Origin of the sequence: Methanobrevibacter sp., from assembly GCA_022775905.1 — an archaeon.
Lineage (GTDB): Archaea > Methanobacteriota > Methanobacteria > Methanobacteriales > Methanobacteriaceae > Methanocatella.
Genome location: JALFJX010000028.1, coordinates 1 through 16,881 on the forward strand (window position 1 = coordinate 1; position 16,881 = coordinate 16,881).

Sequence of the window (16,881 nt, forward strand, 5' to 3'; positions counted from 1 at the left end):
CACAGATTACAGATAAAAATCTTCTTTGCTTAAACTCTTTTGGACCTACTTTCACATCTGTATTTCCAAGTTTCATGAAAGTAGCTTCAACTTGTGTTTCTGGTTTACTTACAGCTATCAATAAGGTAAATCCCAACATTACAGCAAATAAAAACAAATTAAGAGGTGTGAAGTACAATACAATATCTCCAAAAGGAACTGTACCTAATAAATTTCCACCAAGTGTACTAAAATCCATATTTACTTACTCCTTATTCATATCTTCTCTCATAAGCACTCCAATTAAACCAACTTTTGAAGCTACTTTTAATAATAATCCACATGCAGCGAGGAATAAACTTAATAACCAATATTGAGGCACTACGAAGAATAATAAGAAACCTATTATCCATAAACACCATGCAATACCAGAAACTCCTGCAAGGCCATCCACAACAAGCACTGGAAGACCTCTTGCTTTTTTGGATAATGCATACAATACGATTCCTCCACCAGCTACTGCTCCTCCAGTAAAACCTGTTAAGAAAATTCCGTAAGCAATCAATATCAATGCAATGAAGTTAGGAGCAGTATTTAAAATCTCCATGTTCAATGCAAATGGCTGTGGGAACAGTGAAGAAGATTTTGAAAGGTTTCTTCTTGGATTGTTCTCAATTATACGCATTTCCCTTGTAATTAAAATTTCTGAAATAGCTAATGTTTCTGCAAGTTCAACAACCAAACCAGGTAAAATTAATGATTCTGCAAGATCCGTTCCAACAGCAGACACTACAAATATCATTGCAAGACCAATAAGGTCAGTCAAGATAAGAATGTGAATTTCTTCTCTTTTTAGTGCTATTGCCATTGATCCAATGAAACCAACTATTAAACCAGCATAAATTGCAGGCAAATACATGTTTAAAAATGCAGTAGGAACAAATTCAGGTATAATTACCATCAGTTATCCCTCCTCAATTGCTTTGCACGAACTTTAGCGTCGTTTGCACTAACTTCATTAGCTACGTTTGTTGAGTCTTTAATAGCTTTTTTAACGTCTTTTTTGATTTCTTCTTCATCATTTTTTCTGTTCATGGTGTAGTTAATGGATAACCATGATGCAATGATGAATGACATCATCAAGATTGAAGATTCTAAAATTGTATCGAATCCTCTTGTATAGTATAAAATTTCATCTATAAGTCCACCAGGAGATGAATAAATTGATGTTCCAAAGTATGGGGAAATTGAGGATACCCATTGTGCCAATGGAGACATATATGCAGTAATCATTCCTAGTTCCTTAGCATTATCAGGATATTGAGGGTCAATGTGACCTGCTTGTGTCAATACTTCTCCACCTCTGTCATAAGGTGCAATTGAAAGACCATCATCTATTTGCTCCTGTGGAGCCGGTCTAACATATATTTGATCAGGATTCAAAGCCATTGGGACAATTAATCCTATAATTAGAATTATTCCTAAACTGAATGCAAACAGTCTAGGGATGTTTTTAGGGTCAGCCAGTTTGTTCCATAAAACTCCTATTCTCATACGTCTGCCCCCATTTCTTCTAAACGAATAATAGCTCTAAATAAAATTAAACTGATAATTACGGTTGTTGCAAGTAATGTCAATAATGCTAAAACGTGGTTGTAGCATAATAACACCAAACAAACACCGATTGAAGCTACTTCAGTATTGAATGTCCTTATAATTGGGTCGTTGACTCCAGGACCCCATGCAGTAGCAATACTTCCTACAATTGCAAGGAAAATTCCAAAGTAAAAGAATAATGGAACACTAATCATCTGCATCACCACTTGCGAGTTTATTTTTTCTTATTTCATTTATTTTAACGATAGCTAAAATGAATACTAAAGTAGATAACGGATCTGCTAATGCTGCAAACATTGCAACGTCCAAATATTTGAATAAAACAATCACCAATACAAATCCAGCATCAAGTATTGAAAACATTATAACCTTGTCCAAAGGCTTTTTCATGAATATAATACCGAATGCACCTATGAGCATTAAGGCAATTGCGATAATTGATACGAAAAACTCCATATTATCCTACTCCAAAAGTATTTCGTCATCTAACCTTTTCAAGGTATATGCAATCGCATTAGCACTAATTGTAGAACATATAAAGAATGCTGCAGCAACAACAAGAGCAAATGGTGTGTCAATTACCAATGCAATAATAGCTGAAACTCCAAAACCTATTACGTTCAAGTATAATAATCTTTCAGCCCTGTTTCTTGTCACTAAAGCCCTTACAGCTACGAATAGAACTATGACTCCAATAATTTCTACATACATATCAATCACTCTCTAGCGTGCCTATTGAATTTTTCTGCAATTTTACCTAACACGATGGAAGCTTTGGTCTGGCTTATACCCATGACTGTTACGATTGCAATAACCATTCCGACAATGAACATTTCAGGTGTCATTCCTAAAAATGAACATATGAATATGATACAAGTTGCAGTAAGACTTCCGCAGGTTCCTGCATACCCTGGATCTGCGCATAATCTGTTTCCCATGAATACGAAAAATGCAGCAATTATTCCACCAGGAATTCCTAAAACCAAATATCCAATAGAAGCTAATAATGTACCAGCGGATGCATCCGGAGAACATAAGATGTTTCCTTGGAAAAATCCACCAGCGATGTCTCCCCCTCTTTTTTCGACGTCTTGTCCAATAATCCTAGCTCCTCTAACGCCAGGCTGTTCGGGAAGTCCGAAATATGTATCTATTACAACAAAATTCAACCAACATAGAATTGCGGCAATTATTATTCCAATTACCTCATTCATCAATCTCATCCCCTTCATCTTCATCTAGAGGTTTTGGAAATACGAAATCAAATAAGTATTTCACAAATAATGCAGATAAAATACCGATTACAACCGCTAAAATCAAGCCATTAAACATGAAAGTATAGTTCAATACAATAAATATTGAAAGTATACCAACGGCAATAATCGGAGTTGGATATATCGCACTTACATCAAATGAATACCTGTATGGTTTGCTTGGCAATAATGGAAGTTTTAGTGCAAATGCAACAACTATTGAAACTACAATAGCTACAATATAAGCTAAAGCAATATCAGTTGGACTAATTGTTATTATATTTGCAAGTCCAAATGTGCTTCCATATGAAGCAAAAGATAAGGTATTTCCTATAAAATTTAACATACTATTAAGACTCCTCTTATTTTATAAATATACTTATAAAAACTATATAAATATTGTTACTTAAAAATAAAATTTAAATTAGTTTTTAGTAGTTAAATCGGAAAATAAAGCAATTTTAATAACTATTGACATATTTTAAAAAAGTCAATTTTTCAGTAAAAAAAAATAAATAGAAAAAATAAAAATTATTTTTTGGATAACTTTACTTTTTCAACTTCGCTAAAGAAATTCAAATGACCCATTCTTTTTATTGTAGTGGCCAAACGTTCCCTTTGTGGATTTTGAGCAAATTTGTTGTAAACTTCAAATACAGCATCCAAAGTTTCAAATCTCATCTTCATTTTCAACAAACATCTCATGACCTAAAACAGTCTCACGACCACCTTTTCCACCAATTGAAATGCAATATCCTTTGAATTTAGTGTCTTTGGCATTATTAGGACATGCATGAATACATTTACCGCAGGAAATGCATAAATCATAGTTTGTTATTGCATTGTAACCTGTAATTTCAATTGCATTTATCTTACAGACATCCTCACATCTTCCACATCCATTACAGTTGTCATTTGTTTCAGGTGTTTTAATACCATAGATACCGAAATCTGTTGTAGATACAAACAGGCATTTATTAGGGCATCCTGTAATTCCTATTTTGAACTTATAGTTGGCCGGTTTGTCTGCATATTTCTCTTCGATTTTTTCTGCAATTTCACCAGTGTTGATTAAACCCAACAGGCATCTCTCTTTTCCAGGACATGACATCAATGATCTGACAAGTGGTCCTTCAGTACTGTTCATTAATGGTAAATCATCACAGTCAGCTACAATATCCTCAACATCATCAAGATTTATTCCCTGTATCTCAATTTCCTCACGAGAGGTTAATTTGATAATTCCATCATACTTTTTGGCAATTGCTGAAATTTTCATAAGAAGGTCAGCATCATAGTATCCTCCGATAGTTGTTCTAAAACGTAGGTATGCTTTTCCTTTCTGACCCATACCCACACCTCCAAATCTCCAGAGATAGTAGTATGAATTTGATTTTCCAGTCTCTTTTCTATGAGCTATTTCCTTTTGGAAGCGTTTTTCTTTAAAATCCCTCATGAAGTCTATTTCTTTAATATCAACATAATCATTGAAGTCAAAATAGTCCTTGATGATTTCTCCTTTTTCAGTTCTGATAACAACAGTTGAATATCCTTTTGGTGAACCTTTTTCACCGAAGCTGATGTCAGATAATTCAGCATCGAAATCACGCACATAAGACACCCTGGAGACGGTTCAATATCACTCAACTTAATCTCAAAGTCCTTACTATCAGTAGATACAATAAAATTTGGTCCTTTTACATCAAACTTGACTACATCATCAATGTTTATTCCTAAGTTGTTAATCTTATCCAGTATTTTTGAGTATTCAAATTTTTCAGTACAAAACAATCCTAGAACATATTCTATTTTAGGAATTTTAGAAGGTCTTCCGTTCCATCCGCGCTCTGCACCATGCTTTGCAATGTATTGATGATATTGAATATTTCTCAATCCTGCAACTTGGCATGGGAGGCCCACAACAGCAATCTTTTCAAAGCCCATTTCACCTGCTTTTATCAATGCATTGAGTGAAGAAATTGAGTATTTACTTTTTGGAGTTGAATCAATATCCATCTTGTGAACATTCAACAAGTCTTTTGAGTTTGTAACTAGCATACTTGAAGGCTTCCAGTGGCTTCCTCCAATTACAACAGCACCATCGATTTTACCGTCATTCAACAGGCATTCAAGGAATTTTGTTACAACCCCACCAGATTGACCTTCAATATCTGATTTCCATAGAAATATTCTTCAAATGAATTCAAACGTGACCTGATTTCATATGCCCCTGCAATTACCCTAGGACATACCTCCTGACACATCCCGTTTCCCTTACGATAGCATTCCTCCTGAATAAAAGGCTTTTCCTCAAACTTGACAAGATGATTTGGACATACTATGCTACATGTTCCACATTTGGCGCATAAATCATTGTCAACGATTGTATTCAAGTACCAGTCAAATTTAGGATTATCTGATTCATCCAAAATGGTCCCCAAATTACCCATATTGACTACAATGTTTTTAATTTCATCTTCAGTCAAATCTGTTTTATCCAAAGAGTTTATGAAGTCCCAAACTCTTAACTTTAGTTCTCCAACATTAACGGGAGCTTCAATTTGATTAATATATTGATTAATCATCATATCAATAATACATATTTAACATTCAAAACGCCACAATTATTATTCTTGGGTTTAAATATGTAAAAACTCATTTATTAAATTAATTAGGAATGGGAATTTTAAAATTAAAAATAAAAAAATAAAAAATTAAAAGTTTATTTTGAATCATCATATCCTATGAATTCAATTTAATCGAATTACATTATTCAATTCTTATGAACCAAAAGCACATCTACTTTTGAAATCTTTAAAACCTTTTCTGCTACACTCCCTATGACAAATTTACGGAATCCACTTTTCCCAGATGCAGAAATTACAATTAAATCAACATTTTCCTCTTGAGCAACATTATTTATTGTATCTGCAGGATAGCCAGTTTTCGCAATGGTTTTAATATTATATCCTTCAGGAAATTTCTTTTCAAGATTCTCAACATTTTCAATAGCTTCTTCAAGCAATTCTTCATTTAATTCCTGAATACGGCCTTTACGTTGAAATGTATTGGAGTGCAATTGTGGTGCCACACTTAAAATAATTATTTGACCATCAGCTGGAATTAAATTGGTTACCCTATCAATTACCTGGTCTACATAAGTAGAACCATCTGTTGGAATTAAAATTTTTTTATACATATTAACACCTTTACGAAGTAGTTTAACATTCAAATTATTTAAACATAATTCTTAAAATAAAAATGAAAAAAATAACCAGCGACAATAATGAAAATAAACCTTAAAATCAACAGGAATAAATAAAAATAAGACGTTTTTTATTAAAAAAAAGTAAAAAAATTAGTGGAATCCGCATCCACTACAGGTTTCGCATTTTTCCTCTTCTATAGGGTCATAGGTCTTATCCTCCTGAAGAGTAGCGGAGATGAAATACTGATCGAATTCATCTTTGTTTTTCAATACAGGTGATATACCTTTGAAATCACATTTGATATCTCCGGTTCCACCAATATCGACTAAAATTGGTTCACCTAATTTAAATCTTCTAAAATATGCTTCAACCTCATCCTTTAATTCTCCAGGGACTCTGAAGTTGAAAGATAAAATGTTGTTTTCCTTCATTTTAAGACCGACATACTTTTGGTCTATCTCATAATTCAAACCTAATTGTTTTTTGAAAAGTACTTTGGTACCAATCTCATTAGATGACATTTTAATAATCTCCTTAGTTAATGAATTAAAATTATTCTTTTAAAGTATTTAAATACTATTGTTATGATTTGTACAAAAGAAATTAATTAAAAAAAATTTTGTTCAACAAAATATAACGAATTATCATAATTTTGAAAAACCTTTATATAATGATAAATTCAAATCTACTATATGTTATATATTTATATTATATTATTATACCGATTACCAAACCCTTGTATAATATTATTATAACATTTATTAAATTAATTTATAAAAAAACTCAGGTGTTTATTTTGAATGAATACAACAAAGATATTGGAAACAGAATTAGAGAGTTAAGAGAATTATCAGATATTACAATTAGTGAAATTGCATCTGAATTAAACATTAAAGAAGAAACTTACATTCAATACGAAAACGCAGAAGCTGACATTCCTGCAAGTTTCATTTACGAACTCGCACACATTTTCAAAGTTGATTTAGGGTTATTATTAACCGGGGAAGAAAACAGAATGAACATTTTTGACGTTACCCGTGCAGACAAAGGAGTAAGAGTAGACAGAAGAAAAGAATACATTCACGAAAACTTATGCTCCAAATTCATTCACAAAAAAGCAGAACCTTTCATCGTAATCGTAGATCCTGAAAAAAATCCAGTACCTTCACTCAACGCACACCCTGGACAGGAATTTAACTATGTCCTTGAAGGATCAGTAAAAATCTACATTCACAATAACGAAATCATATTAAACGAAGGAGATTCCATCTTTTTCGACGCTACCCACAGACATGCAATGGTAGCATTAAACGACAAACCAGCTAAATTCTTAGCTGTACTCATATAATCATTTAACCGAGGTAATATAAATGACATCATTAATAGAAAATTTTGTAGAAAGAGTTGATTTTGACTCTTACGAAGACTTTATGAAAAATTTCAAGCTCAAATACGAACCAGATTACAATTTCGGATTTGACGTGGTGGACAAATACGCAGAAATCGATCCGGAAAAAATCGCATTAATCTGGACCAACGACCATGATGAGCATCACACTTTCACTTTCAAACAAATGAGTGAATACTCAAACAAAACTGTTAACTTACTTAAAAGGTTAGGAATTAAAAAAGGCGACAAAGTAATGCTCACCTTAAAAAACAGATACGAATGGTGGTTCTGTATGATTGCATTACACAAAATCGGTGCAATCGTAATTCCTGCAACCCACATGTTAAAACTTCACGATATCGATTTCAGACTAAACCAGGCTGAAGTAACTGCAGTAATCAGTGTGGAAGAAGATTCATTACTTCCTGACTATGAAGAAGCTGAGAAAAAATTAGACTGGGATTTAGTAAAACTCGTAATCGAAACCGACAGAGACGGATGGATTAATTTCAACGAAGCTATCGAAAAGGAAAGCCCTGTTTATGAAAGACCAACCGGTCCTGAAAACCCAATGGCTGACGAAACCTTCTTAATCTACTTTACCTCAGGAACCAGTGGAAACCCTAAAATGGTATCACATGCACATACCTACAGTTTAGGACACATTCCAACCGCCAAATATTGGCATAACGTTATCGACGGAGGAGTACACCACAGTGCAGCAGATACCGGATGGGGAAAAGCTGTATGGGGTAACCTCTACGGACAATGGATTTCCGGAACTTCCGTATTCATCTATGATTACGACAGATTCAACGGAATCAAATTACTTGAAAAAATTATCGAAAACAAGGTCAACACTTTCTGTGCACCTCCAACCGTATACAGATTCTTAATCAAAGAAAACATCGAAGGATATGACTTCTCCAACTTAACCTACGTAACTACCGCTGGAGAACCTTTACCTCCTGAAGTATCCGAAAGATTCTACGAAATCTCAGGTTTAAGAATCAAAGAAGGATTCGGACAGACCGAAACCACCTTATCCATCGGAACATTCATCTGGTTGGACGCTAAAGTAGGATGCCTCGGTAAACCTTCCCCGTTATACAACTTAAAATTACTCGATGAAGACAACAATGAAGTTGACATCGGTGAGAAAGGAGAATTATGTTTCGACATCTCCAACGGACCAACTCCAGGATTATTCAAAGAATACTACAAAGATCCTGTAAAACAAGCTGAACAATGCCACGACGGTTACTACTACTGTGGAGATACCGCTTGGGTGGATGAAGACGGATACGTTCACTTTGTTGGAAGAAACGATGACATCATCAAATCTTCAGGTTACCGTATTGGACCGTTCGAAGTAGAAAGTGCAGTTTTATCCCACGAAGCAGTATTACACTGTGCAATTACTGCTTATCCTGATGAAGTAAGAGGTCAAATCGTAAAAGCAAGTATTGTTTTACAACCTGGCTTTGAACCATCAGACAAACTTACCAAAGACATTCAAAATCACGTTAAAAACGTTACAGCTCCTTATAAATACCCAAGAATGATTGAATATGTAGATGATATTCCAGAAACCATCAGTGGTAAAACCAGAAGAGTTGAAATCAGAGAAAAAGATCAACAAAAAGCTAACTAGATGATTATAATGATTGAAGAGGAGATATCTTACCCAGTTATTAATAAAGAAATATGCAAAGGCTGTATGAGATGTATAGTCGGATGTCCTCAAAATGCAATATTACTTAGTGAAGAAATGAATAACGCAGGATATCAATTTGCTTATTATAGTGGTAATGGCTGTACCGGATGTAAAGACTGTTACTTTACCTGTCCGGAGCCATTAGGATTAGAAGTACATCAAATAAAAAACATTGCTAACGATTCCATTGCAAAAATGATTAAAGCAAAAGTAGCGGGCAAAGGGGGAAATTAGATGAGCAATCAAATGGTAAAAGGAAATACAGCAGTTATTGTCGGCGCAATGTATGCTGGATGTGACTGTTTCTTTGGATACCCAATCACACCTGCAAGTGAAATCTTGCACGAAGCATCCAAATACTTCCCGATGGTTGGAAGAAACTTTGTACAGGCTGAAAGTGAAGAAGCATCAATCAACATGGTCTACGGTGCATCAGGAACAGGCCACAGAGTAATGACCGCTTCATCAGGACCTGGTGTGAGCTTAATGCAAGAAGGATTCACCTATCTCGCTGGTGCAGAACTTCCTGCAGTTATCGTGGATATTATGAGAGCAGGACCTGGACTTGGAAACATCGGACCGGAACAAGGAGACTACAACCAGATAGTTAAAGGTGGAGGACACGGAAACTACAAAAACATCGTACTTGCTCCAAACAGTGTTCAGGAAATGTGTGACTTGACCATGAAAGCATTCGAGCTTGCTGACAAATGGAGAAATCCTGTTGTTGTTTTAGCTGACGGTACATTAGGTCAAATGGCAGAACCATTAGAATTCCCAACTGAAGCTATTAAACCAGAAATTGATGAATCCTGGTCAGTTAGAGGAAACAAAAACACTATGGGCAACCTCATTACTTCAATCTTCAATGATTTCGATGAATTGGAAGACTTCAACTACAAGCTTCAGGAAAAATACGCAAAAATCGAAGCTGAAGAAGTAATCGTTGACGAATACCAAGTTGAAGATGCAGACATCGTTTTGGTTTCATATGGAATAAGCAGCAGAATCGCAAGATCTGCAGTGGATAAAAGCCGTGAAAACGGAATTAAAGTTGGACTCTTAAGACTAATCACTTTATCCCCATTCCCAACTGAAAGAATCAAAGAGTTATCTGACAAAGGCGTTGAATTCATTTCCGTTGAAATGAGTAACGGCCAAATGCTTGCAGATGTACAGTATGCTGCTCTTAGAAGAGAAGGAACCCATCTTGTAAACAGAATGGGTGGAAACTTAATTGAATTGAAACAAATTCTTGCTAAAGTTTATGAAATTGCTGGCTTTGAAGACCATGACTTAGACTTATCCAAAAGAACTTCAGAAAAAGCTAGTCCAAATATAATTGACTAAAGGATGTGGAAAAATGAGTGAACAAGAAATTGGTAAAGATTATGAATTAAAAGTACGTAGAAATCCACAATCCCTTTTAGAAGAATATCCAAGAAAAGGAAACAATATCCAGTCAACTCACTACTGTGCTGGTTGTGGACACGGAATTATACATAAATTAATTGCAGAATGTATGGATGAACTCGGAATCCAGGAAAGATGTGTAATGATTTCCCCTGTAGGATGTTCCGTATACGCATACTTCTACTTCAACTGCGGAAACTTCCAGACCGCTCACGGAAGAGCACCTGCAGTAGCAACTGGTATTTCAAGAGCTGAAGATGATGCAATCGTTATGAGCTACCAAGGAGACGGTGATTTAGCATCCATCGGTTTAAACGAAACATTACAGGCTGCTAACAGAGGAGAAAAAATGACCGTATTCTTCGTGAACAACACAGTTTACGGAATGACTGGTGGTCAAATGGCTCCAACCACTTTAATTGGTGAAAAAACAGTTACATGTCAAACAGGAAGAGATCCTAACTATGCAGGACACCCTACTCACATGTGCGAATTGATTAATACTTTAAAAGCACCTGTTTTCATTGAAAGGGTTTCCCTTGCAAATCCACTTAAAATCAGACTTGCTAAATTTGCAATCAAACAGGCATTGACCATACAGAAAGAAGGAAAAGGATATTCATTTGTTGAAATCTTATCCCCTTGTCCTACCAACTTAAAACAGGACGTTAAAGGAGCTCAAAAGTTCATCGAAGAACAAATGGAAAAAGAGTTCCCTGTTAAAAACTTCAGAAACGACATGTACAGAAGAGAACCTGTACAAAGACCTGTAAGTGACTTTTCCACTGAAACATTGGATAAAGTGTTCAATGTTAACAGAGAAGGTGAATCAGGTTACGTTGATGATGCAAGCATCACTCCAACCAGTATTAAAGTATCCGGTTTCGGTGGTCAAGGAGTATTAAGTGCAGGACTTACCATTGCACACGCTGCTTGTGATGAAGGAAAACACGTTTCATGGTATCCAAGTTACGGACCTGAACAAAGAGGAGGAAAATCCAACTGTTCAGTAGTTATTTCCAATGAAACTATAGGAACTCCTGTAGTTGATGAAATTGACATTCTTATTGCTTTAAACAAACCTTCCCTCGAACAGTTTGCACCTGACGTTAAAGTTGGCGGAACTATTCTTTACGATTCCAAAATCGGAGAGTTTGAAACCGACAGAGACGTTAACGTGATTGCTATGCCATGTATGGACATTGCAGAAGAGCATGGAAATGCAAGAACTGCAAACACCGCATTGCTTGGTGCATTGACTGAACTTACTGATGCTTTAAAAGCAGAATCCTACGAAAACGCTATTCGTGACATGTTTGCATCCAAACCTAAAGTTATTGACGTAAACATTGATGTTTTAAAAGCAGGAGCAGAATGGTTGAAAAACAATTCATAGTGTGATTTAATGACTTACAAAGAAAATGCTGAGAAATTTATTGAAACCTATGGTTTAGGTATAGGAGATACCGTTAAAATCAACAAGGAAGATATCTCCTATACTGGTATCTTACTTGACAGACCAGAGGATGCTGATGATGGATATTTAGTTTTAAAATTATCCAGCGGATACAATATCGGAGTAGCTATCGAAAATACTACTGCAGAACTCGTTGAAAAAGGTGAAAAACCTAAAATAGGATTTGGAGAAAGTGAAATTCCAAACGATCCTGATAAACAGAACATTTCAATCGTTTCAACCGGTGGTACAGTATCATCCGTTATCGACTACAGAACCGGAGCAGTTCACCCTGCTTTTACCGCTTCAGACCTTATAAAAGCTAATCCGGAATTATTGGACTATGCTAACTACAACGTTAAAGCTTTATATAATATATTAAGTGAAGACATGAAACCTGAATACTGGGTAAAAGCTGCTGAAGAAATAGCAAACGATATCTCAAACGGTACTGACGGTGTTGTAATTGCACACGGTACTGATACTATGCACTACACTGCAGCTGCATTAAGCTTCATGCTTAAAACTCCAGTTCCTATTGTCATTACAGGTGCACAGAGAAGTTCCGACAGACCTTCAAGTGATGCGAACATCAACTTAATCGATTCTGTAATCGCTGCTAAATCAGACATTGCAGAAGTATCCGTATGTATGCACGGAAGCTTAAATGACAAATACACTTACTTACATAAAGGAACCAAAGTAAGAAAAATGCACACTTCAAGAAGAGATACATTCAGAAGCATCAACGCTCAGCCAATAGCTAAAATTGAAAACAAAAAAGTCAACATTAATCCCGACTACGCCTATACCAAACGTGGTGAAAACGAGTTGGAATTGAATACTTCTATTGAATCAAAAGTAGGTTTCATCAAAAGTTTCCCAGGAATTTCTCCTGACTACATTGAATATCACATTGATAAAGGATACAAAGGACTTGTCATTGAAGGAACCGGTCTTGGACACGTTCCAAATGAACTCATCGATTCATTCAAAAGAGCAAGAGATGAAAACATTCCAGTCATCATGACATCACAATGTCTCTACGGAAGAGTCAACATGAACGTTTACTCAACCGGACGTAACATCATCGATGCAGGCGTAATCTCAGGTATCGACATGACTCCTGAAACCACCTACGTGAAATTATGCTGGGCATTAGGTCAAAGCGATGACTACAGTGAAGTAAAAGAGATCATGCACAAGAACATTGCAGGTGAATTCAGCAAAAAATCCTCCATTAAGGATTTCTTGAACTAGGGTGATTAAGTATGGATTACGAAAAATTAGGATTAAAAATGGGACTTGAAATTCACCAACAATTGAACAGTGAACACAAATTATTCTGTCCTTGTAAAACAGAGCTTGTTGATGATGACTTTGATGAAATAGTTCAAAGGAAATTAAGACCAACCCAATCAGAGCTTGGAGAAATCGACAGAGCTGCACTTCAGGAATCTTTAAGAGGAATGAACTTCAAATACGAAAACTTCGCAAAACACACCTGTCTTGTTGAAAACGATGACGAGCCACCTCACAGCTTAAACGAGGAAGCACTTGACATCTGTATTACAATTGCATGCTTAATGAATATGCATGTTGTTGACGAGTTCCATACAATGAGAAAACAGGTTATTGACGGAAGTAACACCGGTGGGTTCCAGAGAACCGGTATGGTTGCAACCGACGGATACCTTGAAACCCCATACGGAAAAGTTGTAATCGAAAGTTTAGGTCTTGAAGAGGATGCTGCAAGAAGAATTGAAACCAAAGACGGTTTTACCGAGTTCAGATTGGACAGACTTGGAATACCTCTTGCTGAAGTAACCACTGACCCTTCAATGCACCACCCGGATCAGGTACGTGAAGTTGCATACATGCTCGGTCAAATCTTGAGAAGTACCAACGTTAAAAGAGGACTCGGTACAATCAGACAGGACTTGAACATTTCCATTGCAGAAGGAGCACGTGTGGAAATCAAAGGTGTACAGGACTTGGACTTGATGGCTGAAATCGTAAACCGTGAAATCCAAAGACAGCTTACTTTAATTGACATTAAAAAACAGCTTAAAGAAAGAAATGCTGAAGTATTGGATGAAATCCACGATTTAGATGAACTCTTTGAAGATACCGAATCCAAAATCTTGAAATCAGCTGAAACCATCAAAGCAGTAGTTTTAAAAGGCTACGACGGATTGATTGGTGTTGAAGTACAGCCTGGAAGAAGATTCGGAACTGAAATTGCAAGCTATGCTAAAAAACGTGGAGTATCAGGTATTTTCCACTCCGATGAATTGCCTGCATACGGAATCACCCAGGAAGAAGTTGACAAAGTAGCTGATTACTTAAACATCGGCGAAGAAGACGCATTCATTATTGTAGCTCACGATGAAGACATTGCAGTTTCCGCTTTAGAGGAAGTAAAAAGAAGAGCAGCACTCGGTTTAGATGGAGTAGTTGAAGAAACCCGTAAGGCATTAGAAGACGGTAACACCGAATACATGAGACCTCTTCCAACCGCTAACAGAATGTATCTTGAAACAGACATTCCATTATTCAAAATTACATCTGACAGAGTTGAACCCATTGCAAACAACTTACCTGAACTTCCTGACGTAAAACAGGCAAGAATCATTGAAGAATACAACTTAAGTGAAGACCTTGCTGCACAACTTGTCAGAAGACAGGAAGCAGACATGTTTGAAGCTATTTTGGCAGATGTTGATGTGGACTCAACTCCTGTAGCATCACTTCTTGCATATGACCTTCGTGAGATCAAAAGGGAAGGCCATGACATTAATGTTTTAACCTTAGACCATTTCAAAGGAATCTTTACTCTCCTAGCAGAAGGTAAAATTGCAAAAGACAGCGTACGTAAACTTACCGTTGAAACCATAAAAGCACCTGAAAGCGAAGTAGCTGAAATTGCTGAGAAAAACAACTTGACCATGCTCAGCGAAGAGGACGTCGTTAAAATCATTTCAGAAATCGTTGCTAAAAACGAAGGAATGGTAAAAGAACGTCAAATGGGAGCTATGGGTCCTTTAATGGGTATATGTATGAAACAGCTCAAAGGAAAAGCAGACGGTGGTATGGTCAACAAGACCGTACGTGAAGAAATTCAAAAATTAATTTAGGATCAAAATCCTAAATTCATACTCTTTTTTTATAATCACAACATTAATATGCAAAAAGACCGCATTTAATGTTATGACAACCGACAACCATCTAAACAGTTTTGCAGAACTTGACTGTGAAACTACTGAAAATCATTCAAAGACTGCTGAAGAACTCTTAAATGTTGAAAATTTAGATTTTGACAATACAAGGTATCTGGCAGAGATACTGTTTAAGCTTAAAAGGTACGATGAATCCATCAAGCAGCTTAAAAGGGCATTATCATTAAGTCATGATGATGAACTATTAACATTGATTGGAATCACTTATTTTAAAATGGGAGAATATGAAACTGCAATCAGCATAGATTCCAGAAATCTCAACTTTTATCTAGAATACATATCTGCTTATGATAGACGGGGAAGTTGAAAAAGCAAAGAAAATGTACAACCGGATGCTATTATATTTCCCGCTTTTTGATAAAAGCTTTGATGAAATTGAAGCCACATACCAAAATGTGATTATTTAATCCAGACACATATAGAAATAGTGATATACAAGCAAACCTAAAATTAAGGTTAACTATAAGAAGATGATATTATGATCAGCAACAAAGAAAAAGATAAAATCAAAGAAGAAATTTTGAGAAAATAAACTCAGTTTTAGAAAAAAACGGCGAATCATTCAGACTTGACCAGGTAAATGTTCTAAACAGAAGTGAAAGTGTCAAGTTTATGGGAAACTACAGGGTTTATGACAGAAGAAACTATGATTCCGTTTCAAGGGAAATTAATTCCTTTTTAAAGAAATACGGAAAAGTTGAAATAAAATCCAAAAAAATCAGAGACAACGGAATGAAATTTACAACTGTAAGCTTCAATTTTGAGTTGTAAACTGATTTTAATTAAAAAATTCTTTTTTTTATAATTTTAAATATCATGAATATATTTTTAACAGGAAATGTGCAAGTTGGAAAAAGTACTATCCTGAACAGGTTTATTTCCAGTCATCCGGATTTGAAGATTGGCGGTTTCAAGACCCTGACTAATTTTGATGAAAACCGTGGTATTTATAGAGGAGTATATATAGTGCCAGCCACCAAATTTGAAGTTGATTATAGTAAACATAGTCACGTTGGAACTAGGACTCATAAAAGAGATGCTTATCCTGAAAACTTTGATTTAAGAGGGGTCGAGATACTAAATTCACCTGGAGATTATGATCTCATACTGATGGATGAAATCGGATTTATGGAAACACGTGCCCTGAAGTTCAACAGACGTGTTTTGGAAATTCCTGACAGTGACGTGCCCGTGATTGGAGTTGTAAAACCAATGATGAAAGGACTTCCATTGGATGTGAAAAATCATCCGGATACAACAGTTCTTGAAGTGACTGTAGAAAACAGGAAATATGTTTATCTTGAATTTTGTGAACTTATGGAGAATGAAGTTATAGGTTGACCTAAAAAAAATGCATACCTTTATATACTATGATGACCAACTATGTAATAGAGATGAAATTTAGGGACACCTAAAAATATTCTCTTATATTATTAGACAACTAATAATAAATCTCCATATTATAAAAGTTCGTGTTGAATTAGATTTTCACACAATTTCTCTAATTCGATGCAAGTCGTTGGAAAATTAAAAAAATCTACCACATAATAATTTTCCTTAAAAAAACACGAGGTGTTTGATTCGTCGGTCCAACACCTATTATCTCTC

At 35.6% G+C, this 16,881-nt stretch carries 22 protein-coding genes and 1 pseudogene; 10 read left to right on the forward strand and 13 right to left on the reverse strand.

Annotated features, from left to right (window positions below):
• From MR875_08560 to MR875_08620, 13 genes and pseudogenes are all read right to left on the reverse strand, one after another.
• Positions 1-238, reverse strand: a 238-nt coding sequence (locus tag MR875_08560) for a hypothetical protein (protein ID MCI6994887.1), incomplete at its 3' end; no start/stop codon positions are given.
• Positions 239-244: 6 nt separating this feature from the next.
• Positions 245-940, reverse strand: a complete 696-nt coding sequence (locus MR875_08565) for an EhaG family protein (GenBank protein MCI6994888.1) — start codon at positions 938-940, stop codon at positions 245-247.
• Entirely contained in the window at positions 940-1,533 is a 594-nt protein-coding gene (locus tag MR875_08570; GenBank protein MCI6994889.1) for an EhaF family protein, read from the reverse strand. The genes MR875_08565 and MR875_08570 overlap by 1 nt, the downstream gene beginning before the upstream one ends.
• On the reverse strand, positions 1,530-1,790 hold the full coding sequence (locus MR875_08575; protein ID MCI6994890.1) for an EhaE family protein: 261 nt from the start codon (positions 1,788-1,790) through the stop codon (positions 1,530-1,532). The genes MR875_08570 and MR875_08575 overlap by 4 nt, the downstream gene beginning before the upstream one ends.
• The gene (locus tag MR875_08580) at positions 1,783-2,052 is read right to left on the reverse strand and encodes an EhaD family protein (protein ID MCI6994891.1); all 270 of its coding nucleotides are present in this window, start codon (positions 2,050-2,052) and stop codon (positions 1,783-1,785) included. Before MR875_08580 ends, MR875_08575 begins: the two co-directional genes overlap by 8 nt.
• Before the next feature lie 6 nt (positions 2,053-2,058).
• Positions 2,059-2,307 carry a DUF2109 domain-containing protein gene (locus tag MR875_08585; GenBank protein ID MCI6994892.1) on the reverse strand — a complete coding sequence of 83 codons (249 nt, stop codon included), beginning with the start codon at positions 2,305-2,307 and terminating at the stop codon, positions 2,059-2,061.
• A gap of 5 nt (positions 2,308-2,312) precedes the next feature.
• Entirely contained in the window at positions 2,313-2,810 is a 498-nt protein-coding gene (locus tag MR875_08590) for a hypothetical protein (GenBank protein ID MCI6994893.1), read from the reverse strand.
• On the reverse strand, positions 2,803-3,195 hold the full coding sequence (locus MR875_08595; GenBank protein ID MCI6994894.1) for an energy-converting hydrogenase A subunit A EhaA: 393 nt from the start codon (positions 3,193-3,195) through the stop codon (positions 2,803-2,805). Before MR875_08595 ends, MR875_08590 begins: the two co-directional genes overlap by 8 nt.
• Positions 3,196-3,380: 185 nt before the next feature.
• Positions 3,381-4,398 (reverse strand): annotated as a pseudogene (locus MR875_08600) (4Fe-4S binding protein).
• The gene (locus MR875_08605) at positions 4,311-4,970 is read right to left on the reverse strand and encodes a Coenzyme F420 hydrogenase/dehydrogenase, beta subunit C-terminal domain (protein MCI6994895.1); all 660 of its coding nucleotides are present in this window, start codon (positions 4,968-4,970) and stop codon (positions 4,311-4,313) included. The pseudogene MR875_08600 and the gene MR875_08605 overlap by 88 nt, the downstream one beginning before the upstream one ends.
• Positions 4,971-4,990: 20 nt before the next feature.
• Positions 4,991-5,437 (reverse strand): 4Fe-4S binding protein, encoded by a 447-nt coding sequence (locus MR875_08610; protein MCI6994896.1) that lies wholly within the window; start codon positions 5,435-5,437, stop codon positions 4,991-4,993.
• A 185-nt stretch (positions 5,438-5,622) separates the two neighbouring features.
• The gene (locus MR875_08615; GenBank protein ID MCI6994897.1) at positions 5,623-6,048 is read right to left on the reverse strand and encodes a universal stress protein; all 426 of its coding nucleotides are present in this window, start codon (positions 6,046-6,048) and stop codon (positions 5,623-5,625) included.
• A gap of 159 nt (positions 6,049-6,207) precedes the next feature.
• Positions 6,208-6,579 (reverse strand): hypothetical protein, encoded by a 372-nt coding sequence (locus MR875_08620; protein MCI6994898.1) that lies wholly within the window; start codon positions 6,577-6,579, stop codon positions 6,208-6,210.
• 266 nt (positions 6,580-6,845) lie between these two features.
• Between MR875_08620 and MR875_08625 the strand changes: the two genes are divergently transcribed.
• The 10 genes from MR875_08625 to MR875_08670 all read left to right on the forward strand — a co-directional run bounded on the left by MR875_08625 (position 6,846) and on the right by MR875_08670 (position 16,614).
• Positions 6,846-7,406 carry a cupin domain-containing protein gene (locus MR875_08625; GenBank protein ID MCI6994899.1) on the forward strand — a complete coding sequence of 187 codons (561 nt, stop codon included), beginning with the start codon at positions 6,846-6,848 and terminating at the stop codon, positions 7,404-7,406.
• A gap of 22 nt (positions 7,407-7,428) precedes the next feature.
• On the forward strand, positions 7,429-9,102 hold the full coding sequence (locus MR875_08630) for an AMP-binding protein (protein MCI6994900.1): 1,674 nt from the start codon (positions 7,429-7,431) through the stop codon (positions 9,100-9,102).
• Positions 9,103-9,399, forward strand: coding sequence for a 4Fe-4S dicluster domain-containing protein (locus MR875_08635; GenBank protein ID MCI6994901.1), 297 nt, complete (start codon positions 9,103-9,105; stop codon positions 9,397-9,399).
• A complete protein-coding gene (locus MR875_08640) occupies positions 9,400-10,515 on the forward strand; it encodes a 3-methyl-2-oxobutanoate dehydrogenase subunit VorB (protein ID MCI6994902.1) in 1,116 nt (371 codons plus the stop codon). It begins immediately after the preceding gene.
• A 13-nt stretch (positions 10,516-10,528) separates the two neighbouring features.
• On the forward strand, positions 10,529-11,974 hold the full coding sequence (locus tag MR875_08645; protein MCI6994903.1) for a 2-oxoacid:acceptor oxidoreductase family protein: 1,446 nt from the start codon (positions 10,529-10,531) through the stop codon (positions 11,972-11,974).
• Between the two features lie 9 nt (positions 11,975-11,983).
• Positions 11,984-13,294: a Glu-tRNA(Gln) amidotransferase subunit GatD gene (gene gatD / locus MR875_08650; GenBank protein MCI6994904.1), complete on the forward strand. Its 1,311-nt coding sequence runs from the start codon at positions 11,984-11,986 to the stop codon at positions 13,292-13,294.
• An 11-nt stretch (positions 13,295-13,305) separates the two neighbouring features.
• Positions 13,306-15,171, forward strand: coding sequence for a Glu-tRNA(Gln) amidotransferase subunit GatE (gene gatE / locus MR875_08655; protein MCI6994905.1), 1,866 nt, complete (start codon positions 13,306-13,308; stop codon positions 15,169-15,171).
• A 73-nt stretch (positions 15,172-15,244) separates the two neighbouring features.
• A complete protein-coding gene (locus tag MR875_08660) occupies positions 15,245-15,580 on the forward strand; it encodes a tetratricopeptide repeat protein (GenBank protein MCI6994906.1) in 336 nt (111 codons plus the stop codon).
• A 305-nt stretch (positions 15,581-15,885) separates the two neighbouring features.
• Positions 15,886-16,044: a hypothetical protein gene (locus MR875_08665; GenBank protein ID MCI6994907.1), complete on the forward strand. Its 159-nt coding sequence runs from the start codon at positions 15,886-15,888 to the stop codon at positions 16,042-16,044.
• A 45-nt stretch (positions 16,045-16,089) separates the two neighbouring features.
• Positions 16,090-16,614 carry a nucleoside-triphosphatase gene (locus tag MR875_08670; protein ID MCI6994908.1) on the forward strand — a complete coding sequence of 175 codons (525 nt, stop codon included), beginning with the start codon at positions 16,090-16,092 and terminating at the stop codon, positions 16,612-16,614.
• Positions 16,615-16,881 lie beyond the last annotated feature (267 nt).